At 65.6% G+C, this 24,467-nt stretch carries 17 protein-coding genes; 12 read left to right on the plus strand and 5 right to left on the minus strand.

Going from position 1 to position 24,467, the window contains the following annotated elements:
• Nucleotide 1: 1 nt before the first annotated feature.
• From ACTVAJ_RS14570 to ACTVAJ_RS14585, 4 genes are all read right to left on the minus strand, one after another.
• Nucleotides 2-1,801, minus strand: coding sequence for a DUF4254 domain-containing protein (locus tag ACTVAJ_RS14570; RefSeq protein WP_470388674.1), 1,800 nt, complete (start codon nt 1,799-1,801; stop codon nt 2-4).
• Entirely contained in the window at nt 1,773-2,189 is a 417-nt protein-coding gene (locus ACTVAJ_RS14575; protein WP_470388675.1) for a hypothetical protein, read from the minus strand. The genes ACTVAJ_RS14570 and ACTVAJ_RS14575 overlap by 29 nt, the downstream gene beginning before the upstream one ends.
• A 272-nt stretch (nt 2,190-2,461) precedes the next feature.
• Nucleotides 2,462-2,950, minus strand: a complete 489-nt coding sequence (locus tag ACTVAJ_RS14580; RefSeq protein ID WP_470388676.1) for an NUDIX hydrolase — start codon at nt 2,948-2,950, stop codon at nt 2,462-2,464.
• Nucleotides 2,951-2,952: 2 nt separating this feature from the next.
• The gene (locus ACTVAJ_RS14585; protein WP_470388677.1) at nt 2,953-3,762 is read right to left on the minus strand and encodes a TauD/TfdA family dioxygenase; all 810 of its coding nucleotides are present in this window, start codon (nt 3,760-3,762) and stop codon (nt 2,953-2,955) included.
• A gap of 133 nt (nt 3,763-3,895) precedes the next feature.
• Between ACTVAJ_RS14585 and ACTVAJ_RS14590 the strand changes: the two genes are divergently transcribed.
• The 5 genes from ACTVAJ_RS14590 to ACTVAJ_RS14610 all read left to right on the plus strand — a co-directional run bounded on the left by ACTVAJ_RS14590 (nt 3,896) and on the right by ACTVAJ_RS14610 (nt 11,395).
• Entirely contained in the window at nt 3,896-4,312 is a 417-nt protein-coding gene (locus ACTVAJ_RS14590) for an NUDIX hydrolase (RefSeq protein WP_470388678.1), read from the plus strand.
• Complete coding sequence (locus ACTVAJ_RS14595) at nt 4,309-5,487, plus strand: helix-turn-helix domain-containing protein (protein WP_470388679.1); 1,179 nt, start codon at nt 4,309-4,311, stop codon at nt 5,485-5,487. Before ACTVAJ_RS14590 ends, ACTVAJ_RS14595 begins: the two co-directional genes overlap by 4 nt.
• A 592-nt stretch (nt 5,488-6,079) precedes the next feature.
• Nucleotides 6,080-7,501, plus strand: a complete 1,422-nt coding sequence (gene tyrS / locus ACTVAJ_RS14600; RefSeq protein ID WP_470388680.1) for a tyrosine--tRNA ligase — start codon at nt 6,080-6,082, stop codon at nt 7,499-7,501.
• 120 nt (nt 7,502-7,621) lie between these two features.
• A complete protein-coding gene (locus ACTVAJ_RS14605) occupies nt 7,622-9,502 on the plus strand; it encodes a hypothetical protein (RefSeq protein WP_470388681.1) in 1,881 nt (626 codons plus the stop codon).
• Nucleotides 9,503-9,709: 207 nt separating this feature from the next.
• Nucleotides 9,710-11,395 (plus strand): DNA recombination protein RmuC, encoded by a 1,686-nt coding sequence (locus ACTVAJ_RS14610; protein WP_470388682.1) that lies wholly within the window; start codon nt 9,710-9,712, stop codon nt 11,393-11,395.
• Nucleotides 11,396-11,636: 241 nt separating this feature from the next.
• Here ACTVAJ_RS14610 and ACTVAJ_RS14615 read toward each other — a convergent pair whose 3' ends face one another.
• Nucleotides 11,637-12,197 (minus strand): hypothetical protein, encoded by a 561-nt coding sequence (locus tag ACTVAJ_RS14615; RefSeq protein ID WP_470388683.1) that lies wholly within the window; start codon nt 12,195-12,197, stop codon nt 11,637-11,639.
• 231 nt (nt 12,198-12,428) lie between these two features.
• On the opposite strand from ACTVAJ_RS14615, the gene ACTVAJ_RS14620 reads away from it, so the two are divergent.
• The 7 genes from ACTVAJ_RS14620 to ACTVAJ_RS14650 all read left to right on the plus strand — a co-directional run bounded on the left by ACTVAJ_RS14620 (nt 12,429) and on the right by ACTVAJ_RS14650 (nt 24,453).
• Nucleotides 12,429-14,537, plus strand: a complete 2,109-nt coding sequence (locus ACTVAJ_RS14620; protein ID WP_470388684.1) for a hypothetical protein — start codon at nt 12,429-12,431, stop codon at nt 14,535-14,537.
• A gap of 93 nt (nt 14,538-14,630) precedes the next feature.
• Nucleotides 14,631-16,262 carry a class I SAM-dependent DNA methyltransferase gene (locus tag ACTVAJ_RS14625; protein WP_470388685.1) on the plus strand — a complete coding sequence of 544 codons (1,632 nt, stop codon included), beginning with the start codon at nt 14,631-14,633 and terminating at the stop codon, nt 16,260-16,262.
• On the plus strand, nt 16,259-17,479 hold the full coding sequence (locus tag ACTVAJ_RS14630) for a restriction endonuclease subunit S (RefSeq protein WP_470388686.1): 1,221 nt from the start codon (nt 16,259-16,261) through the stop codon (nt 17,477-17,479). The genes ACTVAJ_RS14625 and ACTVAJ_RS14630 overlap by 4 nt, the downstream gene beginning before the upstream one ends.
• The gene (locus ACTVAJ_RS14635; RefSeq protein WP_470388687.1) at nt 17,476-20,718 is read left to right on the plus strand and encodes a type I restriction endonuclease subunit R; all 3,243 of its coding nucleotides are present in this window, start codon (nt 17,476-17,478) and stop codon (nt 20,716-20,718) included. Before ACTVAJ_RS14630 ends, ACTVAJ_RS14635 begins: the two co-directional genes overlap by 4 nt.
• 319 nt (nt 20,719-21,037) lie before the next feature.
• Entirely contained in the window at nt 21,038-22,033 is a 996-nt protein-coding gene (locus ACTVAJ_RS14640) for an SAVED domain-containing protein (RefSeq protein ID WP_470388688.1), read from the plus strand.
• A complete protein-coding gene (locus ACTVAJ_RS14645; RefSeq protein WP_470388689.1) occupies nt 22,030-23,382 on the plus strand; it encodes an SMODS domain-containing nucleotidyltransferase in 1,353 nt (450 codons plus the stop codon). Before ACTVAJ_RS14640 ends, ACTVAJ_RS14645 begins: the two co-directional genes overlap by 4 nt.
• Before the next feature lie 777 nt (nt 23,383-24,159).
• The gene (locus ACTVAJ_RS14650) at nt 24,160-24,453 is read left to right on the plus strand and encodes a lactococcin 972 family bacteriocin (RefSeq protein ID WP_470388690.1); all 294 of its coding nucleotides are present in this window, start codon (nt 24,160-24,162) and stop codon (nt 24,451-24,453) included.
• Nucleotides 24,454-24,467: the final 14 nt, after the last annotated feature.

Here is a 24,467-nt window from a genome sequence, read left to right on the forward strand (position 1 = left end):
GTCAGGCGGCGCACTGTCGGCGGTGCCAGGCGAGCAGCCGGTCCACGGCCGCTTCGATCGCTCCGAGCACCGCGGCCTGGTTCGTGCCGTCCCGGTGGGCGGTGATGATCTCGGGCAGGGGTGGGAGATCGAAGTGTCCCAGTCCGGGCAGCAGACGCTGGGCTTCGGACACGACGTCGTCGTTGCCGTTCACCCACACCGACTGCTCCCTGAGCAGGAGTCGGCAGATCAGGATCAGGTGCTTGTACAGGGGGCGGATCCCCCCGTGTCCCGGGTCGTGGCGCAGTCTGCGGGTGGTGGCAACCGCCTCAGCCAGAGCGGCGGGGGTGCCGCGCTCCACCTCACGCCTCGTGATCACCGGGAGCCGCAGAGCGGGTCCGGCCAGGAGAGCGGGAGCGCCTTCCTGGAGCATGACCAGCGCCCCGAGAACCCGGTTGGGGAGCCTGCGGACCTGCGCTTCGACGAGCGGCAGAATCGTCGCGCCGAGGTGGATGCCGCCGAGTTCCTCAAGCGCCGCCCGGTACTCCTCGACCGCCCGGGACGTCCCGGCTCCGTGTTCGTCCTCGGTGATGACGAGCAGGTCGATGTCCGACCACCCTTCGTGCCAACCACCGTTGACCGCGCTTCCCGTCAACGCGACCAGGCACTTCTCCACAGAGAGGGCGGACAGGGTGTCGACAAGCCCAGACGTCACCGCCCGCACCGTGGAGGGCAGGCCGAGGTCCTCGGGCGCAATGGTCTTCAGACGGGTGCTGGCCGCGGGACTGGCCAGGCGCCGAAGGTTTCCGTGCAGCCGGGTCACGCTGCCCGAGTTGTCCACGACCTCATCGGCGGGAATCCGATCCGCACCGCGATCGGTCTTGACCCGGTCTTTCTCCTCCAGCGCCCGCCTGTCGCCTCCTGAGCGCGCCAGGCGGACGTTCAGCGGGACATCGACGTAGACCACGCGCAGCCGCTCACCCATCATCGCCTTGAGCGCCGCGATCGACTCGGCCCTGTGCACGGACTCGATGGTGATTAGGTCGATGTCCGGATGGGCGTTGGCGAACCGGTTGAGTTCGTCCAAGAGCAACTCCGCCTGCCGCGTCGGCGACAGGGCGTAGGGGTCGGCGAGTCCACGTCGGGCGGCGGCCTGGGTGAGCAGGTAGCCGATCTTGAACCGGGCGGCTCCCTCATCGCGATTCAGGAAGATCCCGGACGTGCTCTTGCCGCATTCGCTCAAGCCGCCCAGGGCGATGACCCGTGGCAGATGGGGGCTCGGAGCCGGGCGGTTGTCGGCCCGGGGTGTCGTTCCGTAGAGCTTGAACCGCTTTCCGCTGGGCAGCCGCCTTCGACCGGTCGCGACGTCCTCAGTCAGGAGGGTGAGTGCCTCACGCAGGTCGTGGACCTGCTCTTGGACTCCCGCCACTCGGGAGCCGATGCTCGGATCGTCGACCGCCGCCAGTTGGGTGTGGTGCAGTCGCAGCACCGTCACTGACAGCCGGTCGACCACCGAGCTGATCGGCTCGGTGTGGAGCGGAGCGGCCGTGGCGGCAGGCGGGCACGCGGCGCCGGTCAGCTCGTCGAGACGTTCGGCGAAGCGGACGCGATCCATGTTGAGTTGGTCGATGACGCGCTTGCCGTCGGCGATCCGTACCGCGTCGGCCGGGTCGACGCGTACTGCGTCCTCGGCCAGCCACAGGCGGTGGTTCGTGTGGTGGAGCCCGTCGACGGCCTCATCGACTCGGGCATGCTCCTTGGGCGGGAGCAGGGAGAGCAGCGGGCTGAGAGGGTCACTGAGTGAGAGGGAAGGTGGAGTCACGAGGGTCTTCCGTCCTTCGTGGGGTGGAGGTCGAGGGGGTACCGACGCCGTGCGCGATGAGGGTGCGGCGGACGAAGGCGTGCGTCTCATCGATGCCATGAGAGGGGCCGGACACGACCTCGGTGAACACACCTTGGCGTGCCATACGCAAAAGAACGCGATGTAGGTGCCGCTGGTAGTCGAGGTAGACGCCGGTCCACGGACGCCCCTCCCGCTGCTGGGCGACAGCGATGCTGCGTTCGGTGTCGAGTGAGGGCACCAGCAGGAGGGGGATCTCCGCCGGGCGGGGTTCCTCAGCGTCCACCAGGGCGAGGATGCGAGACCAGGCGGACTCGATGGATCGCGACTCCTTGACCGCGCATGTCGCGATGGCCGTCGCGAGAAGCATGTGCCAACCACGGTCAAGCAGGCCAACCCGATCGGGAGGGCATGCCCGAGAGCGCGCCTCGTGACTGGAGAACAACAGGTGTGTTAGTTCCTCCGTCGTGGAGGTGGTGAACCACCAGGTGCCGAACCCCGGCCCGGAGACCCGAGACCAGGAGGCGGAGTCGTGCCGGTGGACGGGCCCCAGATCGCAGAAACCGTCCCAGGACTCGGCCAACATGCGGACCTGTGTTGACTTACCGCTGTTGTCGGGACCGTTGAGGCTGACGAAGTCGGTCACGACGCCTCGCCCGCCTCGCCGGGTTTGTCCTGCTGCTCCACGAGCGCCAGCAGCCCACGGATGTTCGCTTGGGTGAACTCGGCGAGCTGGGGCGGGAGGAGACGGATCTGTGACAGCGCGTCCCGCGTGGCGGGGACGCTGACGACCTCGTAGGTACCGCGTCCGGGTTCGGTGAACTCCGTGCCCGTGCGATGGGCCAGGTCCATGGAGGTCAACCGAGCGGCGTAGACGTGTTGGAGGCCGATGCCGTCAGGAAGGTCGTCGGTGATGAGGAGTACCTGGCGGACGTGGTCGATCCGGCCGCCGAGCTCCTCGAACACCTCACGGTGCAGGGCGGCCTCGACGTCACAGTCCTCGGGCTCCATGCCGCCTCCCACGGCGACCCAGTAGGGCTCCTGGCCGGGCTTGACGCGTTTGATGAGGACCAAGCGCCCCTCGTTGTCGAAGAGGAGGGCGCGAGCGCTCTGTTTGACGATCTCGGTCATGTTCACTCGTTCCTGATCGTGTATTCGAGGTCGGGGAGGTGTACACGGAATCCGCGGTCCAGGGGAAGGCCAGAGCGCGGTTCCCCCAGGGCGCGCAGCATCACGCGAGGGCCCTTGAAGGAGTGGCGGCCGTGGAGCCAGCGCGTGTTGTCGAGGACGAACCCCTGTCCCGGGCTCAGGCGCAGGGTCGTCACGCGTCGGTCGATGACCTCCCGAAGGATCTCCACGTGCGGGATCGCGTAGGGCGCGAAGCGGACGAGTTCGTCGAGGCGCAGCCGGATCGTCCACCTGTCAGTACCGGTGGGCTCGAAGATCGCCCCGGCATGACCGGAGGCTCCCCCGAAGTAGGCGGTACGCGGGCCCGACAGCACACGCCAGGTCTCCGGCTCGGTACGGGCCAGGTCCTCGGCGACGGCTTGGCCGTCGGCGAGAAGGGTCTGGCCTCCGGCATCGGCCGGGGTCAGGCACATGAGCATGAGCAAACGCGGAGGAGTCGGCGCACACGACCGTTCCGTGTGAGGTAGCAGCTCGGAATCGGTGAACCCTCGCTTCCCCGCTCCCGGGCTCCCCTCTCGTGCGTGCAACAGGGTGAGGCCGTCCGGATCGCCGTCCGGGTGGGGGTAGAGGGCGGCCAGATCACGGGCCAGATCGGCGAAGGCAGCGCGGTCGGGGATCCCCTCGAAGATGGCCAGACCGCTCTTTGCGAGAACGGAGGCCAGACGTCGGTGGAGGTCGGTTCGGCTCAGGTCAACCAGGTGTCGGCCGAAGGAGGAGTCGACACCGGCGGTCGCAGGGGGTGTTGTCTCGTACACACCGCTCAGCTTCACGGACGGTGAGCGGGAAGGCCAGTGACAATCTGTCAAGGCGCGATCCGCCCAAAGGCGAGCGGTTCCCTGCTAGCTTCGCCAGTGTCGAGCCCACACGCCGTCGAAAGCGAGCTCTCCCGTGTCCGACACCCCCTACGTCCCGCGCACGTTCCCCGTCTCGGTCAAGGGCGTCGCCATCCGCGACGGCCAGGTGCTGCTGTTGCGCAACGAGCGCGACGAGTGGGAGCTGCCCGGCGGCAAGATCGAACTCGGGGAGACCCCCGAAGAGTGCCTGGCCCGGGAGATCGAGGAGGAGACCGGCTGGCCCGTTCAGGTGGCCGAGATCCTCGACTCGTGGATATACCACATCACCCAGGTCGACCGGCACGTCTTCATCGTCACCTACGGCTGCCACGTGGAATCTCACGCCCCGGTCGTGGTCTCCAGCGAACACAAGGAGGCCGGACTGTTCACCGAAGCCCAGGTGCCCGACCTGCCGATGCCCGAGGGCTACAAGCGGTCGGTCCTGGACTGGTTCGCCCGCTCCCGCGCGTGAGCGCTGCTCCCGCCATCCGCTGGCTCTGGCTGCTGCCCGAGGCACGCCGCGCCCTGGAAAGCCGGGAGTTGGCGGTGATCCTCCGCTGTTACCGGAAGCTGACCGGGTTGTCCCAGGCAGCGATGGGAGAGCTCCTGGGGTACGACCCCTCCTACGTTTCCCTGCTCGAGCGGCGACAGCGCACTATCAACGACCGTCAAGGGCTCCTGCACGTCAGCAAGGTTCTGGCTATCCCACCGCACGCCTTGGGGATCACAACCGAAGAGGACGCGGACTTCATCGCGGCACTCCAGTTCGGGGAGTCGACCGTACGGCTCGCGGAGATCGCACGGCAGGCGGGTCGCGCTGTCGAAGCGGTTGAGGAACTGTGGCCGCTGGTGGCCCGGTTGGAGGCCCGGCTCAGGGAGGGACGGGTCGACTACGGGACCGCCTCGCTGCTTGCCCGTGCGCGGGCGACCCTCGGCACGTCGTTGGGGCATGTCCTAGCGGAGGAACGACTGTACCTGGCCGCGTACTGGACGGGCCGGGCCATGCGGCTCGCTCGGCATCTGGACGACGGTGCCTTCCTCGGGCACGTGCTGCGGATGCACGGCAACGAGCTGAGGAAGGCGGGCCGCGAGGGGGCGGCCATCGCGCGACTGACTGAGGCCGCCGAGCTCTCCCATGACAAAAAGGAACGCGGCCAGACCCTGATCCTCCTTGCCAGAGCTGCAGGAGAACAGGGGAACACGGAGCTGCACGACGGCTCCGTGGCCACCGCCGAGCAGTTGATGGACACTGCGGGGCCGAGCGGGATCCTCTTCACCCCCTTCTCACTACGAGAGGTCCGAATGAGAGGGCTGATAGGAACCGGACGTGCGGCAATGGCGGCGGAGCTGGCCCAGTCGCGCCCAGGTTCAGGAGAGGCCCCGGCTCCTCAATGGGCGGCCATCGAGGCGGTCACCTCCGCAGACGCGCTTTCGGCGGCCGGAGACATCACCAGCGCACACGCTCTGTACGGCGAGGCCCTGTCGCTCGCCGTACGCCACAGGCTGCCGCACCAGGTTCAACGCGTCGTACGGAGCACGGCGGCGGTGGGGCTCGAGGAGGTCCGGGCCAGTGCCTTGGCACGCCTGCATGACCTAGGACGACACGGAACACCCGCCGGTTCCCTCACTGGCACCCCTAACGATTGAGTTCGAGCCCCAACACCCATCAGAGGCTCCATCACACCCGGAACGAAACAGGGTGTCTGGGAGCTGCTGTGGCCACGTCGTTTTCCGTCTCCTGTGTCTCTGGGCGTGGATATCATTGGTTAGGCGCCCGCACAATGGATGCGACGCCCAGCGTGTAACAGAACGCTTTGACCAACATGTCCCGCTATGCGGCGATGATTTCATACTGTCTGCGATCTATACACGACTCACCACAGGTTTCAACGGGCACCCGAAATCCTCGAAGAGCATCCCGGGATCCGGCATCACCGTCGAAACCCCCACCGACGAGATCCGCCGCCTGGTCAGAGCGGACCAAACCAAGGACCCCGCCCTCTCCCCCGTCTACCAGCTCATGTACCAGATGTCCTACACCTCATACGAGGATCTTCTCGACATCCACCAAGCCTGCACGGAAGGAACACCACGGTGGAAAGCGGAGAAGGAGCGCTTCATCGAGTTCCTCGCGCACGTCAAAGAGCTGTGGCCGTAATCCGATCGGACCGCGAAACCCATCCCGATAGACTTTGACGACGATCGATCAACCCCCGTCTGACTTTTGTGTAAGGACGCCATGACACGCCTCGGTGACTCGATATCCCACAGCCTCGGTCTGCTCGACCAGGACCTTTCCTCCGAAAAGGTCGTCGAGGAGCTGCTCACCGAGACCGTCGCCCGACGGCGGTTGGACCTGTCCGACCTCAGCCCGGCCGAGCAGGCCGAACTGATCGCTGGACGCACCGTGGACGTCCTGCCCACGGTCGAGAACCTGCGCGAGAAGATCGAGGAGGTGACCTCCGAAGGACGGCCCCTGACCGTCAAGCTGGGGATCGACCCCACATCCGCGGACGTCCACCTGGGGCACGCCGTCCCCATGATCATTCTCAGCCGGTTCCAACGCATGGGGCACCACATCGTGCTGATCATCGGCGACATCACCGCCAAGATCGGCGACCCCTCCGGCCGGTCGGGGGACCGCCCCGCCCTGACCGACGCCGACATCGCCCGCAACCTGGCCACCTACCGCGACCAGGTCGCGCCGTTCTTCGACTTCACCCGGGCCGACTTCCGACACAACAGCTCATGGCTCAGCGAGGTCCGGCTGCCCGAACTGATCGAGATCCTGGCCCAGGTCCCGGTGTCCATGTCACTGCAGCGCGAGGACTTCCGTACACGTCTGGAGCAGGGGCACGGGTTGAGCACGGCGGAGTTCATCTACTCCGTGGTCATGGCGATCGACTCGGTCAAGATCGAGGCCGACATCGAACTCGGCGGTGTGGACCAACTGCTCAACATGCAGATGGGACGCAAGGTCATGGAGATCACCGACCAGAAGCCCCAGCTCGTCGCCACCATGCCGCTCATCGAGGGCACCGACGGCACCGGCAAGAAGATGAGCAAGAGCATGGGCAACTACATCGCTCTGAGCGCCGCCCCCGAGGACATCTTCGGCAAGGTCATGTCGATCCCCGACCGGCTGGTCAGCCCCTACCTGCGCGCGTGGACCGAATGGAGCGACGCGGAGATCGACGCCGTGAACGCGCGTGTGGAGAAGGGGACCCTGCACCCGATGGATCTGAAGAAGGTCCTGGCGGGCGAGGCGGTCGCCGCGCTTCACGGCGTGGAGACGGCGATGTCGGCCCGAGCCGCGTTCACCGCCCAGTTCTCCCGTCGCGCGTTCGGTGACATCGACACGCTCCCGGTCGTGGACGCGGCCTCGGCCAGTGAGACGGTCGGTGCCGTACTCGCCCGAGTCCTGGAGTTCACCCCCAGTGTCTCGGCCGCACGACGGATCGCCAAGCAGAACGGCCTGCGCATCGTCATCGAGACAGCCGGAGGCCAGGAGGCCGTGATCCTGACCGAGGACGACGTCCAGCGACCGCTGAGCGAGGCCGTGGACAAGGCCCTCTCCTCCTCCGGACAGCCAACGGAAGAGACAGACGTGTACCTCAAGGCCGGACGCAAAGTCGCCCGCATCGAACGCTCGACGCAGTGAACGAGAACTAACGAGCGGTGGGAAGCCTCGGTGCCACAGAGCACCGAGGCGGGAGCTCCTTGTGGGGTTCGGGACTATGCCTAGGCAAGGGCCTTCTCGCGGAGCTCTGTCGTTGGGGCCTTGACCCTGGCGATCCCGCTTGTGGCCAAGAAGCGGTACAACTGTGGAGCCGAACCGGGCGCTGCCAGAGAGACCCCTCACAAGAAACGTCACCACATGACCGACCACGGCCCCTACGTCGGGCGGGTGTACGCGGCCTTGTCCAGATCGATGAGTATGCGCACCTTGGAGACCGGCCGCACGGGTACGGGCCGCTGGGCGCGCGCTCGTCTACGCTCCCCCTTCCCCAAGGGCATTCGCAGCGGATCCGTCGAGTGGAGCGACGATGCCGGTTGGTCGATGCTCCTGTCCACCACGAATGAACCCGAGCAGCGGTACTGGTTGAATCGGGCTCCGGTCGTCGCGGTGTCCGTTGTCGCAGACTGGGTTCTCCAACTGATCGAGGAAGTCCGGGTGCCGACCGCGGGGCTCCTGTTCTCCCTCGTGGATCTCCACACGAAGAGGGTGCCGCACACCGAGCCGCAGGAGAAGGTGGACCGGGAGCTTGCAGCCTACGAAGATCCGGCCAAGCGGTACGGCGGGTTCTGGGCGAACGGACAGCTCCCCATGGAGAAACCGCAGGAGCCCGAGACCAGAGTCGCCGCCCTCACGCTCACCGACGTGATGCACGACTTCCTGAGCCGGGACGGAATCGACAGCGGCCAGTATGCCGTGCGTGGAGCTCACGAAAAGTGGAAGCGCGGGACGTATCTGGGCCTGTTCATCGATGAACGGGCCGGTCGGGATGCGCGGACCGTCCTGGGCCTTGGAACGGTGGCTCCTGCGGGCAAGTCCGGGACCTTCGAGCGCAAAGTCGAGATCTCCCACTACGCCCGCCTGTCACAGCCGGTCCCCTTGGAGCTCTTCTCCGATCTGGGCAAGGTCGCCAGGGACTCCTTCGATCGCAACCGGAATCTGACCCCGGTGGCCGGGCAGAAGATCCTGGCAAGGTTGACCGATAGGTCACCCGAGGCCGCCCGGCTCATCGCATGGCTCGAAGAGCAGATCAGGCTGGAGGAGCCCGCTACCGAGGACCGTCCGATCCGGCCGCTGGAGCGCGACGCGCTCGGTGTGCTCTTCGAGGCCTTCGACATCGAGCGGGAGCACTTGCTGAGCTGGCGCAGGACGGACGAAGCCGATCCGTTCCTCACGGGACTCGCTGGGGCCCAGAAAGGGGGCCGGTTCAATCCGCAGGAGAAGTGGCAGGTGGACTTCGACGCCACCAACTTGCCGGGGTGGAGATTCCACAACACCGATCACGTGGCCTGGCGCAGGTTCGAGAACAAGTACGGGTCCAGATCCCTGCTGGTGGCCAATATCGACCGCACCCCCGGGGAGACTAAAACCGGTGTGGACCTGGTCTACTACAACCCCCACGGCGGCAACTTCGTCATGCTCCAGTACAAGACGATGCGTCAGACCAAGGAGGGCCTGTACAGCAGCATCGATGACCGGTTCCTCAAGCAGATCGAGCGCATGCGCGAACTGGACGAGAAGACCCGTGACACCACCCCCAGGCACCCGGACATCCGCCTCGTCGATACCCCCTGTTTCGTGAAGCTGTGCCCTCCACAAACACGCATACCTGCGGGTACCGAGCTCATCTCGGGCATGTACTTCACCCGTGAGCACTTCGAGATCATCCACGAGCACACCGAGGACCTCGGGCACGAGACAGGCAAGCGGATCCGCCAGACGTCGATTCCCCGGTACTTGACCGGCACCGACTTCATCTCCCTGATGTCCAACGGCTGGTTGGGCAGCCGGGGCACGGGGACCGAGCAGCTGTACGAACAGCTCGACCTCTCCCTGGCCGAGGGAAGGTCGGTCATGTTGGGGACGCACACCGACGGACTTCCTCTGATGAACCACAGCTCCGGGCAGTGGCAGGAGAACTTCTGACCCCCAATCAAAGGGAAAACTGGTCGAAACAGGCTGATAACCGGCCTTATCAAGGAATCAACTGCATTCCACCCTCTGGGTTCTCTATGGTGATGGCCATCGCGTTTCACCCGCTGCACACCTTTCCCGTGCAGCCAGTGGAGCGCGTGGTCCCATCCTCTTCGCGGACCGTTCGAGCGGCCCGCACACTTCCCCAGAGGAATCACCGTGAACACATTGCCCATCATTGTTCTGCCCGTGCTTGCGGGTGCGGTCTGCGCCGTCCTCGGCTACCTGTACGCCCGCCATCTCGCGGAGTCCGAGAGCCGCCGGCAGGAGAACGAACAGGGACTCCTGCACACTGATCTCAAGGTCACCGAGGAACAACGTGACCAGGCCCGCTCCCAGTCCGAGACACTGCGCGCCGAGCGCGACGAGGCCCAGCGGGCGCAACGCGAACACGAGTCCGCCCTCTCCGAACTGCACTCCCGGTTGAACACCGCGTCCGAGGAGAGGGGCAGGCTGGAGACGGAGCTCGACGCGGCTCGGGACAGGCACCGGCAGGCCGCCGCTGAGGCCGAGGGGCTAAAGAAGTCCCTTGAGGCGAGCGACCAGCAAGTCCGTGACCTGACCGGCGGTCTGGCCACCGCCGACAAGGACAAGGTGGCGTTGGAGACCGAGGCCGCCCAGTTGAAGGAGCGTGTCAACCACCACGAGACCGAGCTCGCGAAACTGCGCACCGAGCGGGTGGAGCTGGAGAAGCGGCAGGCCGAGGTGGCTGCGGCCCAGAAGGAACTGGAGAAGGTCCGTGAGAAGCACGACCGCCTGCACTCCGAGCAGGTCGAGGCGACCGTGACCAAGATGCTGGCTGCCTCCCAGGAGAAGCTGACCGCCACGGCCGACGAGAAGCTCGGAGCGACCACCAAGGCCGTCACCGAGGTGCTGCGGGAGATGGGTGTGCAGTTGCGGGAGATCGATGGTAGGCGGACCTCCACCGAGGCACGGCTCAACGAGCAGATCAAGAGTCTGGCGGCGGAGAACGTGCGGAGCCGCACCCAGACCGAGGAGCTGGTGAAGGTGCTGCGCAAGCCACAGGTTCGCGGGCAGTGGGGCGAGATGCACCTGAAGAAGACGGTCGAACTCGCCAACCTGCGCGAGCACGTCGACTTCAAACGTCAGGTCACGGTCGAGGGCGAAGAGGGGAATCTGCGCCCCGACATGACCATCGAACTGGTCAACGGGCACAAGATCGTGGTGGACGCCAAGGTGTCGCTGGAGGCGTTCATGAACGCGGTGGAGGCCGACGACGAGGCCGAGTACGACAGGTTCATGGGCGAGCACGCCACACACGTTCGTAAGCACGTGGACGGGCTGGCTGCCAAGGAGTACTTCACGAAGGTGGCCGGAAGCCCAGACTTCGTCGTCATGTTCCTGCCGAACGAGGCCCTATTGCAGGCTGCCCTGGACAAGCGGCCCGACCTGCACGAATACGCCTTGAACAAGAGGGTCGTGATCGCCACCCCGACCATCTTGATCCCGGTCCTGCGCGTCATTGGCCTGTCCTGGGAGGAGGAGAAGGTCCGGGAGAACGCGGAGGCCATCCAGAAGCTGGGGCGGGAGATCTACGAGCGCCTCGCCACCTTGGGTGGGCACCTCTCCTCGCTCGGCAAGCACCTCGACCGGTCGGTGGAGTACTACAACAGGACGATCGGCTCGTTGGAGCACAACGTGCTTCCGGCCGCGCGCCGTTTCCCCGACCTGGGGGTCTCCACACCCAAGGAGTTGCAGGAACTGGACCAGGTGGGCGAGATGACCCGGACCCTCAAGGCCCCAGAGTTGGTGGCGTCGGCCGCCGCGGGCGCCGGATCCACCGGCCCTGACGAAGCCATTCGGGAGACCGAACCGCTCGACTGAGCGGGTGCACCGGCCCGACCGGCCGTTCCCCGTGGTGTTGGGGGAACGGCCGGTCTTTCGGCTCCGTTCGGTAGGTCAGGTGGAGGTCGTCACGGCGGCGCGCAGCGCAGGGTGTAGACCCCGACGGACTCCCCCGCCTCCGAGTGGAGCGGGTTGCTCTCCGCCGCTCTCTCCCGCTGACCAGAAGACACAACGGTGCCCGGTCGTCGCCTCCCCTGGCGATGACCGGGCACCTGCACGTTCACCCGTGCCTGCCGGGCAGCAGGCACGGGCTCCCCTCTTCCTCCCGCAGCCATCCCTGATCCACCAGGTACCTGATCACCAGCGCGCCCTCCCACTGGTCCCAGCCGAACACCGCCTCCAGCTCGCGCCAGGTGGGGCCGCGCCCGTGTTCGGCGAGGTGGTCGCCCGCGTAGGCGGCCACCCATGGCTCAAGCCCCTGGACGATACGGTGCGCGCGCCACGCCTGCCCCGTCCTCAGCCGCCGCTGCGCCCCCGGTTTCCTGGGCTCCACCCGGCGGCGAGGCCGTGGAACTCGGGGATCCTCAGCAGAGGGCTGAACAGCGCGAGCGGGGTAGGACCGCTTCTCCTGGGACGTCAGATGCCACCCCTTGCAGGCCGGACACTCGTAGACGCGTCGGGGAAGCCGGTCCGACCGATCCCTCCCGTAGCGACGGATGGCGGCGAGGGCGAGCTCGGCGCTGATCCTGTCCTTGAACCAGCGCTTGCCGCAGCGGCGCGGACGGGGGGCGCGCGGCGGCCTGGTGTTGTTCTTGCGGTTGCGGTGGTCGTGTCGACTCATGAGGGGTCCTCAGGGTTCGCCGGTGCCGGTGGCGCACCGGATGCCATGGGCTGAGCGGCGGGCGGCTAACCGTCCGTACCGATGCCAGGACGGTAGCCAAAATGGCTCTGACTTAGCCATCGCGATACTGATAACCCTGGTTATCAGTGAACCTGAGACATAATCGGTGTTTCTGCCCTAGAGTGGCCACACCCCTGACCCCAACCAGCGCAGAGAGCGAGGAAGCACCGGATGCCGTCATCACCCCCGCTGCTCTCCCTGTCCGACATCGCGACCCTCGCCCGTGTCCAGCGCCCGGTCGTCTCCACCTGGCGGCGCCGCCACCCGGACTTCCCCGAACCCGTGGCCGAGCACGGAAACCGCACTTGGTTCGACGGCCGCGCGGTGGTCGACTGGCTCACCGCCACTGGCCTGGGCAATACCCCCGCCGACGAGGTCGGCCCGGAGCTGGCCGCGCACGGACTCATCTGCCTCTCGGAGGAGATCGGCACCGATCGCCTCGTCTCGGTGATCGGCGCGCTGCTGTGCCTGCACCACATGGACGAGAAACCCCTCGCGGGCACCACCCAGGACGCCCTGCTCTCCCGGGTGGAACGGATGGACCCCGACGACGAGTTCTTCCTCCGGGAGCTGACCGAGGATCCCGAGCTCACCCTGCGCCTCGCGCCCGTCGCCGAGGAACTGATCGAGGCCGCCTACACCGCCGGCGGCGCCCACGAACACCTCATGAGGCACCGGCACCGACTCGGGCTCAACGGTCCCGCCACCGGCTCCCTCTCCCCCGAGCTGCGCCGCCTGGTACTCCAGGCCGCCGACCCGCTCGGCCACGTCTCTGCGAACGGCACCCTGACCATCGCCGACCCGTACGCGCTCTGCGGGGACCTGCTCCACGACATGGTCTCCGCGCTCGACGACCCCTCCGATGTCACCGTGCTGGCCGCCGAGCAACGCGCCGACCTGGCCCGCCTCACCCGCCGCCGTCTGCTACTGGCCGGGGTGCCCGAACTCGACCTGGACGTGCAGGAGGGCACCGAGCCGGAGGACCGCCTGGCCGAGGTCGACGTGCTCGTTACCCTCCTGCCCTACCAGGCCGGGGAGAGCCGTTCACGGCTGCGAGCACTGCACCAAGTCGAGGCGGTCGGCGACCTGCTCGGGCCTGGGTCCACGGCGGTGATCATCGGCCCGACCGACGCGCTCGTGGGCGCGCTGGACACGGAGGAGGCCCAGGCCCGTTCCGCCCTGCTCCGCGGCGGGCTGGTCGAATCGGTCACCACGCTGCCCGGAGGGGTCGACCCCTCCCGCCCTGGCTACCGGTGCGCCCTGTGGACCCTGCGCAGAGGGCCGGTACCATCCACGCGCGGCCGGGTTCTGATCAGCGACATCGGTACCCGGCCGCTGGCAGAGAGCACCCAGACCCTGGCCGAGGACATCCTGCTCTGGCGGGAGGGCGGTCACCACCGCTCCGCCGACGACCCCCTGCCTGAGCCGTCCAATTTCGGCCTGTCCGACGAGCACGCGTACCGGCACGGCCACGCGATCCCTCTGGACACGCTCGAAAAGCGGTTCGGGTCGCCTCTGGTGCCGTCCGGCCCTCCGGAATCCCTGGCCCTGTCCCGCACGATCGGTGACCGCCCCGCGCTCATCGCCGAGGCCGAAAGACGCCTGTCCGAAAACGAGGCCCGGGCCTGCGCCTACGCGGAGGAGCGCGGAGCGTTCCGGGGGGACCTGCAACGCCGTGTCGGCCCCGCCCCGAGGCGGATCACCGTGGGCACCCTCATCCAGCAGCGGCGGATCGTCCCCGTCAAAGGGCACCGGATCGCGGCCGAACACATCGACCCGCAGGGACAGTTGGACGTGCTCGGGCCCGACGAGGTCCTGGGGCGGGCGCCGCACGGCAGCCAACGGATTGACCGGCTGGTGCTGGCCGCGGAGTACCCGCACGCGGACCTGACCGAGCCGGGGGACGTGGTGTACACGACTGGCTCGGAGTTCGGGGTGATGGTCGACCACGAGGGTTCTTCCGTGGTCTCCTTCCCCGCCCGGATCCTGCGGGTGAACCGTGCGGCCCGCCGAGCGCTGACCCCCCGGGTACTGGCCCTGCTGCTAGAGGGGGACTCCTCCGTCCAGCGAACGCCGAGGGCAGTCCGGGCGCCCCGCGGAATCAGGGAGGTCGTCGTGCCCGATCTGCACCCGGACGAGGTGGCCAGGCTGGACGGCTTCCTGGCCGAGGCCGAACGAAGGCGCGCGCTCCTGGACGAGCAGTACGCCGAGCTCGACACGATCCGGCGGCTGAGCGCCGCCGGGTTCGCCGACGGAACCCTGACGGTCCCCGCCACCTGACAGACTTTCGGAGTATCCCCGCTGCTTCGGCCCGGCCCCTCCGTGCGACCGCGTCACCGGACAGCACCACCACCCAGAAGGAACACACGACACATGCCACCACGCAAACGCGCCGGAGCCGATCAGGGCGAGCTCTTCAGCGCGTCCAGCCCCCAGCAGATCCGGGCCATCCTGTGGAAGGCCGCCGACCAACTGCGCGGCTCGATGGACGCCGCCCAGTACAAGGAGTTCGTACTCGGGCTGGTCTTCCTCAAGTACGTCTCCGACGCCTTCGAGGAGCGTCAGCGGGAAATCCTCGTGGAGTTGAAGGAGGAAGGCGTCCCCGAGCACCGCTGGCCCGAGTTCCTGGAGGACCCAGACTCCTACGCCGAGGAGAACATCTTCTGGGTGCCCAAGAAGGCCCGGTGGAAGTACATCGCGGACAACGCCGCCAGCACCCCCGAAGGGGTCGGCAAGCTCATCGACGACGCGATGGGCGAGATCATGACCGCGAACAAGGCCCTGACCGGTGTGCTGCCGCAGATCTTCAACCGCGACAACGTCGACCAGAAGCGGTTGAAGGGGCTGGTGGACCTCATCAGCGACGCCCGGTTCACCGGGGACGGCGAGAAGACCGCCCAGGACGTGCTCGGCGAGACCTACGAATACTTCCTGGAGCAGTTCGCCCGCGCCGAGGGCAAACGGGCCGGTGAGTTCTACACCCCGAAAAGCGTGGTCGAGCTGCTGGTGGAGATCCTGGAGCCGTACGAGGGGCGCGTCTACGACCCGTGCTGCGGCTCGGGCGGCATGTTCGTGCAGGCGCAGAAGTTCGTCGAGCACCACGGCGGCCGTGACCACACGCACGACATCGCGGTCTACGGCCAAGAGGCCAACGAGCGCACGTGGCGACTGGCCAAGATGAACCTGGCCATCCACGGCATGGACCCCGAGGGAGTGGGAAAGCGGTGGGCGGACACGTTCGCCGACGACAAGCTGCCCGACCTCAGGGCCGACTTCGTCCTGGCCAACCCCCCGTTCAACCTGCATCCGTGGGAGCGGCGGGCAGACGACGACCGGTGGAAGTTCGGCACCCCTCCGGCGAACAACGCCAACTTCGCCTGGTTGCAGCATATCGTCTCCAAGCTCGGCGACCGGGGCAAGGCGGGCGTGGTCCTGGCCAACGGGTCGATGTCCTCCCAGTCCTCGGGTGAGGGCGAGATCCGCAAGGCGCTCGTGGACGCTGACCTGGTGGCGTGCATGGTGGCGCTGCCGGGGAACCTGTTCCGCACCACGGCGATCCCGGCGTGCTTGTGGTTCCTGGTCAGGGACAAGGGCGTGCAGGGTGCCACAGCGACCAGCGACCGGCGCGGAGAGGTGCTGTTCATCGATGCCCGCGAGATGGGCGAGATGGTCAACCGCACCGAGCGGGTCTTCTCCCCGGAGGACGTGGAAAGGATCGCGGACACCTTCCACGCCTGGCGCGGCACCGCTTCGGCCAGGAAGAAGAAGCTGACCTACGAGGACGTTCCCGGCTTCGCCTACTCGGCCAAGCTCCAGGAGATCGCCAAGCACGACTACGTGCTCACCCCGGGGCGGTACGTGGGGGCGGCCGAGGTCGAGGAGGATCCGGACGCCGAGCCGCTGGACGAGAAGATCGCCCGCCTGACGAAGGAGCTCTTCGAGCACTTCGACGAGTCCAAGCGCCTTGAGGCCGTCGTCCGCGAGCAGCTCGGGAGGATCGGATGAGCGAGTGGCCCACAGTTAAATTCCATGAACTATCCGCAAAAGAAAAGAGTTCAATATCTAAGCCTTACGGATCAGCATTCACAAAAAATGACTACACCTCACATGGCATCCCCATGGTACGAGGAATCAATCTAGCCAAGGGAATATTCCACGATGATGACTTCACATTCATCAGTACAGAAAAAGCCAACAAAGTCCCCGGAGCAAAGCTTAAATCAGGAGACCTAGTATTTACACATAGGGGCACCGTGGGTCAAGTCTCCATGATTCCCAGAAAACCAAAATTTGAAATATACGTAGCCTCGACCAGTCAAGTGAAAGCACGACTGGACCCCAGCCTGGCCTTGCCAGAGTTTTATTATTACTGGTTCCGGTCACCCGAAGGACAACAAAGACTCCTCAGCAATACATCCACCGTCGGAGTACCCGGGCTGGGACAACCAGTGGCCACCATCAAGGCCATCGATGTCCCCCATCCTCCAATCTCCGTACAACAGGCCATCACTGCGGCCCTCGGCGCACTGGATGACAAAATCGCAGCCAACGAGCGCATAGCAAGAACAGCTTCAGATCTTGCCACATCCCACTTCAAGCTTCACACAATCTCCGCTGGCAAGGTCTCACTAGCACGCATAGCCAGCCCAGTCCTGGGCGGCACCCCTGACCGACAAATGCCCGCATACTGGGGAGGTAGCGTTCCCTGGGCATCGGCAAGGGATGTTGCCAAGGCCGAGTCTGGGGTACTTCTCGACACCGAAGAAAAAATCACCCACTCCGCAACCGAGAACACACGCGCGAAGCCCGTACCCGAGGGTTCTGTAATAATCACGGCACGCGGAACAGTCGGCGCGGTCGCGCGAACCACTAAAGCATCCACGATCAACCAGTCCTGCTATGCTTTCATTCCAGGAATCATCACGCGATCGGTGCTCTACGAAACCGTCCTCATGGCAGCCCAGGAAAGCCTAAACGTCAGCCACGGCACGGTCTTCTCTACATTGAATATGAAATCCTTCGAGCATCTTCTTGTCCCGTCCATAGAAAAGGAACAAGCGGCGACCATCGAAAAGGCCATCCACCCTCTGCACAGGTCCGTTGAAGGCGCCCTGCAAGAATCCCGTGCACTCGCGGAGCTGCGGGACACCCTTCTGCCTCAGCTGATGTCCGGAAAGCTGCGTGTCAAGGACGCCGAGAAAATCGTGGAGGACAACGTATGACACCCCCCAGACCCGGCGCTACCGCTTCCTCCGACCGGGTGACCGAAGCCCAGTTGGAGCAGCACGCCAAGGACGAGCTCGGAGAGCTCGCCTGGCTGCCCACCGACGGCAAGGAGATCGCCCCCGGCTCCGGGAAGCGCCGGGCCTGGGACGACCTCATCCTCCACGATGAGCTGCGCGAGGCCGTGGAACGGCTCAACCCCGAGCTGACTGGTGACGCCGTGGACCGCGTCCTGACCATCGCCACCACCCCGCACTCGCGCGAGGCCCTGCCCGAGAACCAACTGGCCCACGGCTACCTCACCTCGGGCATCCGCCTGACCTACACCGACGAGTTCGGTGCCGAGGTCTCCCCTACCGTCCGGCTCATCGACTTCCGCGACCCGTACGCCAACTCCTTCCGAGCGGTCAACCAGGTCCGCGTCGTCGACGGCGACCACGAGCGCCGCTTCGATCTCGTCCTGTACGTCAATGGCCTACCCCTGGCCGTGGTCGAGCTCAAGAACGCCTCCGACGAACACGCCACCCTCGCCAGGGCCCACGCCCAACTGCTCACCTACGCCGACGAGTTCCCAGCCGCGTTCCGCTACAACGTGCTCTGCCTGGTCTCAGACGGGGTAACCGCCAAGTACGGCACCCCGTTCACGCCCTTCGAACACTTCGCCCCCTGGAACGTGGACGGTCAGGGCAACCCCGTCGGCGACGCCGATTCAGAGTACGCCGGTGCCGAGCCCCCGCTGGTGCTGACCCTGTCGCTGCACGGGCTGTTCGACCAGGCCCGCTTCCTGGACTTGGCCCGCAACTTCGTCAACTTCACCGGTACCGGCAAGCGCATCGCCAAGGCCCACCAGTACTTCGCGGTGACCAAGGCCCTGAAGGCCGTTGTGGAGGCCTCCCGGACCAACGGCCAGGCGGGCGTGGTCTGGCACACGCAGGGGTCGGGCAAGTCCGAGGAAATGGTGTGCCTGAGCGGCCTGGTCGGCCGCGAACCGGCACTGAACAACCCCACCGTCGTGGTGATCACCGACCGCAACGACCTCGACGACCAGCTCCTGGGCACCTTCCAGGCCAGCCGTGAACTGCTCGGCACCGACCCGGTCCGGGCCGACAGCCGTCGGCGACTGCGTGAGGTGCTGACCAACACCAACACCGGCGGGATCGTCTTCACCACCTTGCAGAAGTTCGGCAAGACCAAGGCCGAACGCGATTCCGGGGCCGACCACCCCCTGCTGTCCGACCGGCGCAACATCCTGGTCATCGTCGACGAGGCCCACCGCAGCCACTACGACAGCCTCGACGGCTACGCCCGCCACCTGCGCGACGCCCTTCCCCACGCCACCCTCATCGCCTTCACCGGGACTCCGCTTTCGCAGGCCGACGCCAACACCCGCGAGGTCTTCGGCGGGGGCAAGGACTACATCGACGTCTACGATCTGCGCCGGGCGGTGGAGGACGAGGCGACCGTCCGCGTCTACCATGAACCGCGGCTCATCCCCGTCTCCCTCCCCGCAGACGTGGATCCTGAGACCATCGACCAGCAGGCCGACTCACTCACCTCCGGCATGGACGACGCCGAACGCCGCAGGGCGCTGCGGGCCGCCCTGCGGATGACCAGCGTCTACGGCGCCCCCGACCGGGTGGCCAAGCTCGCCGACGACCTGATCGCGCACTGGGAGGAGCGCTCCCGCCTGGTCCGCCCCCATCTGGGCGGCCCCGGAAAGGCCATACTGGTGTGCTCCACCCGCGAGGTGTGCGTGCGGATGTTCGACGCCCTGGCCGAGCGGCGTCCGGACTGGGCCGGCGAGGGCCCCGGCCGGGGCGTGATGAAGGTGGTCCTGCACAGCGAACCCTCCGACCCCGCCGTGCTCAAGGCCCACGCCATGCGTCCCTCCGAGCACCGGATCGTGCAGGCCCGCGCCAAGGACCCCGACGACGAGCTCCAGTTGCTCATCGTGCACTCGATGCTGCTCACCGGGTACGACGCGCCGCCGATCCACACCATGTACATGGACCGGCCGATGCGCGGCGCCGGCCTGATGCAGGCGCTGGCCCGTGTCAACCGGCGTTTCCGAGGCAAACGGGACGGCCTGCTGGTGGGCTACGCACCGCTGACCGAGAACCTGCGCAAGGCTCTGGACGAGTACTCCCCTGGCGACCGCGAGGACCAGACCCTGGGCCGAGGCGTCGACCGGGCCATCACCGAGGTCCGCAACGAGTACGAGACGATCTGCGGTCTGCTATCGGGGATCGACTGGCGCAGACTGCTCTCCACCAGTGGTGGGGACTCGCGTCTGCGGGCGCTGAAGCTGGTCTCCGACCACCTGGTCTCCCGCGCGGCCAAGTGGGAGCCTGCGGAAGGCGAGGGCAAATCCCTCTCCAAGCGTTTCCGTGACAGCGCTACCCGGTTGGAACGCTACTTCCAGCTGTGCGCGATGAGTTCGGAGATCTCCGAGCGGTTCGAGGACCTGGAGCACTGGCGGCGCGACATCGCCTTCTTCGTGGAGGTGCGCGCCTGGGTAGTCAAGATCGAGGCTGCCAACCGCGAGGCACGGGGCGAGAAGCTGCCCGCCGAGATCAGCATGTACCTGTCCCAGTTGGCGGCCGAAGCCGTGGACGCCGAAGAGATCACCGACCTGTACGCCGAGGCGGGTCTGGGGAAACTGGACATCACCCGCCTGAACGAGGCACAACTGCGCCGCCTCCAGGATTCACCGACCCCGAACCTGGCGGTGGAGGCGCTGCACCGCCTGGCCCAGGAGAAGATGCGTGAGGCCACCCGGTACAACGCGATCAGCCGGGAGCGCTTCACCCGAAAGCTGGAGGAGCTCATGATGCGTTACATGCGCGAGCAGCTCACCAGCGCCCAGGTACTGGCCGAACTGTTCTCCGTGGCGCAGGAGGCCATGGCCGAGTTCCGGCGCGGCGAGCGCTTCGACCCTCCGCTCAGCCACAAGGAGCTGGCCTTCTACGACGCCGTGTGCAAGAGCGAGAGCGCCCGCGAGCTGATGAAGGACGAGGTGCTGGCCGATATCGCCCGTGCGCTGGTCCGGGACGTCGAGAAGAACCTGAGCACCGACTGGTTGTCCCGCAAGCCGGTACGGGCCAAGCTCCGCAGCCGGATCAAGAGGCTCCTGGCCAAGTTCGACTATCCGCCGGACCAGGAGGAGAACGCCGTCAAGGACGTGATCGAGCAGATGGAGAGGTTCGCGGGGGTCGAGGCTCCCAATGCCGGGAGCTGACCGCCTGAGAACACGGCACACAGGGCCGGAGAACCGAGTGTTTCGTGCCGGGTGTGATGGAGTCGGCTCCCGGCACAGCCGCTGAGTGATGTCCTGCGAGGTCAAGTTGGCGTCAAGCAAGGGTGGCAGCAAACGGAAGACCCTGCCTGACAAAGTCAGGCTGGAAGTGTGGGTCCGTTCGGGCGGCCGGTGCACACTGTGCAATCGGTACCTCCTTGACGGGACGATGACTGGCAGACCCGTCCGGCTGGGGGAACTCGCCCACATCGTGGGGCAGCAGAACACGCCCGGCTCCCCGCGAGGCCGAAGCAACCTCGTCATGCGCGACACCGCAGACAACCTCATGCTGGTCTGCGCGGACGAACACGACGAGATCGACGCCCGCGAAACACTGGATCACTTCACTGTAGAAAAGCTGCGTGAAATCAAACGAGCCCACGAGGATCGGATCAAGCACGCGACAGGGATCGCTCCTGGCCGCACCACCACCGTGGTACGGATGATCGGTCAGGTTCGAGGTCAGGAGGTCGAACTCACTCGGGAGACAGCCTCCTCGGCCGTTCTCGCCTCGGGCAACCGCATCCCCCTCTACCTTGAGTCCTACTCCCGCCACGGCATCGAGATCGATCTGCGCCACGTTCTCGGCGAGGCCACGATGGATCTTCGAGAGGCCCCCGGCGAGAACAGTGCCAACGGCGACTACTACCGCCAGGCCAAGGCCGTAATTGATCGCGTGATCGACCACAAGCTCAACGAAGGCATCGCCAACGACCACGTATCGCATCTAAGCATCTTCGGCTTCGCGCGTCTTCCCTTGCTCGTCTACCTTGGGTCACGGCTAGACGACACCGTGCCCACCGACGTCTACCAGCGCCATCGGTACAGCGAGTCCTGGGCCTGGAGCGACGAGGGGCAAGCCGTCATCTTCAGCGCTCACCGCAGCCTGGAACTGCAGCCAGAAGGTGGTAGCGAGGCCGTGCTAGTGCTCAATATCTCTGGCACGATCCAGACCAGGGAGCTTCCAGCCCCCCTGACCGGGCTACCTCGCTATCTGATTAGCCCGATGGATGCGAGAGCCGTCCCGGACGTCATGCGGCACCGGGTGAGCCTCTCCAACTTCCAGCAATGCTTGCGGGAGTTCTTCTCCGAGATCGAGGCGGACGCCAAGTACATCCGACGCCTCCACGTCCTGCCAGCTGTGCCTCTCTCAGCGGCGGTGAGCCTGGGCCGCCTCCACGACCACCAGGTCCACCCTGCTCTGACGATCTACGACCGCACCAACTACGGATACCGTCCTGCCCTGGAGATCAAGTGAAACTGAACGGCTACTTCGACACCCTCCTCAAGGGCACCGTAAACCTCAATCAGACCCGCCTCGACCAACTGCAAGACCACGTCACTGCCATCCTCAACTACCTGAACAGCGACCCGGAGTTCGGCCCCTTGGTCCTTGACCACACCCCACAAGGATCCTGGGCCCACCGAACTATCATTAAACCGGTGGCCGGAAAAAATGACGAGTTCGACGCCGACTTTCTACTCAACGTCACTGTCCAGACAGGCTGGGAATCCACCCCCTCCAAATACCGAGACGCCTTATACAAGGCACTGAATCGCAGCAGTAACTACAGTTCAAAGGTAATCGAGAAGAACCGCTGCGTTCGAATCAAATACGCTGGCGACTGCCACGTGGATATCGTTCCGCACCTTATCCTTCCCGATGATCGCCAGGTAATCGTCAACTCGGATGATGAGGAGTTCGAGGAGACCAACCCCGAGGGCTACACCGCTTGGATGAAAGAGAAGGATGCGCTTGCCGGCGGCCACCTGCGCAAGGTGATCCGCTTGGTGAAGTACCTCCGGGATTCCAAAGACACCTTCTCGATCCCCTCGGTCATCCTCACGGCTCTACTCGGCGAACGGGTCCAGGTCTACGACACGGACAACCGCTACAGCGGTGTAGCCAACACGCTCGTTCATCTCATCGAAGACCTGTCGGCGTGGCTGGACATGCATCCTCAGATACCCATCATCGCTGACCCCAGTTGCCCGCAGACCAGCTTCAACCACCGGTGGGACCAAGACAAATACGCCAACTTCGCTAAGTGCGTCCACTCCTATGCCATACGTATGCGCGCAGCCCTCGACGAGGAGGACAAGGACAAAAGCATCCGGCTCTGGCAAGATCTCTTCGGCAACGGATTCAGAGCACCTACTACCGTCGAGTCGTCTTCCTCCACCAAGCGCACACAGCCCGAAAATTTGACCTCACGGGCACCAAACGAGAAATTCATCGAGGAAATGGGGATTCCATTATCCGGTGGGTTTCGGGCTCACATCGCTGCCCGCGTCAAGCATCCAACCAGAAGCCGCTCGTCTGATCTCCGAAGGGCCAGATTCGCCCCGAAAGGGTGGAACATTAGATTTATGGTAACCACCGACGCTCCACCACCGTACGAGATCTGGTGGAAGGTCCGTAACCACGGACAGGATGCCGAGAACGCACGTGACCTACGCGGCCAAATCACGAAGAAGCGTGGGGCTCAGATCGTTGAAACCGCACGCTACTGCGGCAAACACTACGTAGAGGTATGGATCATAAAGGATGAAAAGGTCGTGGCCAGCGACCATCACGATGTTGAGATTCGTCGGACGCCGTCCTGACTTCGGAACTTAAAGTCCGATGACAGAGACAGAACCACTGTGGTGCACCCCCCCGGGGGGTGCACCAGACGGGCCAAGGACGTGCACCCGGAGGGTGCACACTCCCCAGCGGAACGCGGGGCAACCCGGCGCAACCGAGCAGCCGCCTCCCCCACTGCCTGCGGGTTCTCGCGTTTTCCCAGGTCAGGCCGCTTCCCCACCGCAGTTCAAGTCCCGTCACTCACCCCAGAGCCGACAAAGCCCTGACCTCCGGAAACATCCGTCGGTCAGGGCCTTTCGCGTTGCCGGGGTGCACCAGCGGGTGCACGGGGGTGCACAAGCCAGGGCGTGAAGCGGACAACCCACGCAAAACCAAACAGGTCGGCCATGGCGGCACTTGGTTGCGGATCGACTCGCACTGGCACCAGCCCCCGGCCGCACCCAAGGCGAGCTTTCCACCGCCCCAACCTCGAGTTCACCATGGCCACGGTGGAGTCGCCCAAGACCGCCAACAGGGGGACCGACAAACCGCCCACCAGCCACTTGCGGGCACCGGGAAACCACACACCGATGCCCTGGGCGCCAGTGTTTCCCAGTGTGCCGGATACGGCCATGGCCAGCTCCGGACACCTCCACCACCTGGAATGAAATACCAGGTGAAACAACGTTCCTTCGCAGGGTGCTCTTATTTGCGCAGGTAAAAGAGTTCTGTCGTATCTGAATGATCACTGTTAGCTTCCTTGGGGCCGGTCGCCATGCGTGACCGGACGACAACAACTCCTACCAAGGAAGCCACCCATGAAGAACAACCTCAGACGTGCCGCAAGCACCGTGCTACTTACCGGCAGTTTGGCTCTCGGCGCCACCGGCATCGCCTCTGCGGTCGTCGACTATGTCGGAGGCGGCGCATGGGACCACGGCATCATCAACAATCGTGTGTATTCGAACTACTACCACGGCTCCACCTGCCACGGTTCCACGGCTGTGGGTACCTACGTCGATCGCGCCTCGGCCGGAGCCGGAAGAACCTCCTTCGCCGATGCCCCCGAAGCGTGGACGAACAACCAGACCTACTACCGCACAAGCTGCTGACCTAGGGAGAGACC

The sequence above is a fragment of the Nocardiopsis sp. KDC1DS13DA1 genome (genome assembly GCF_055632325.1).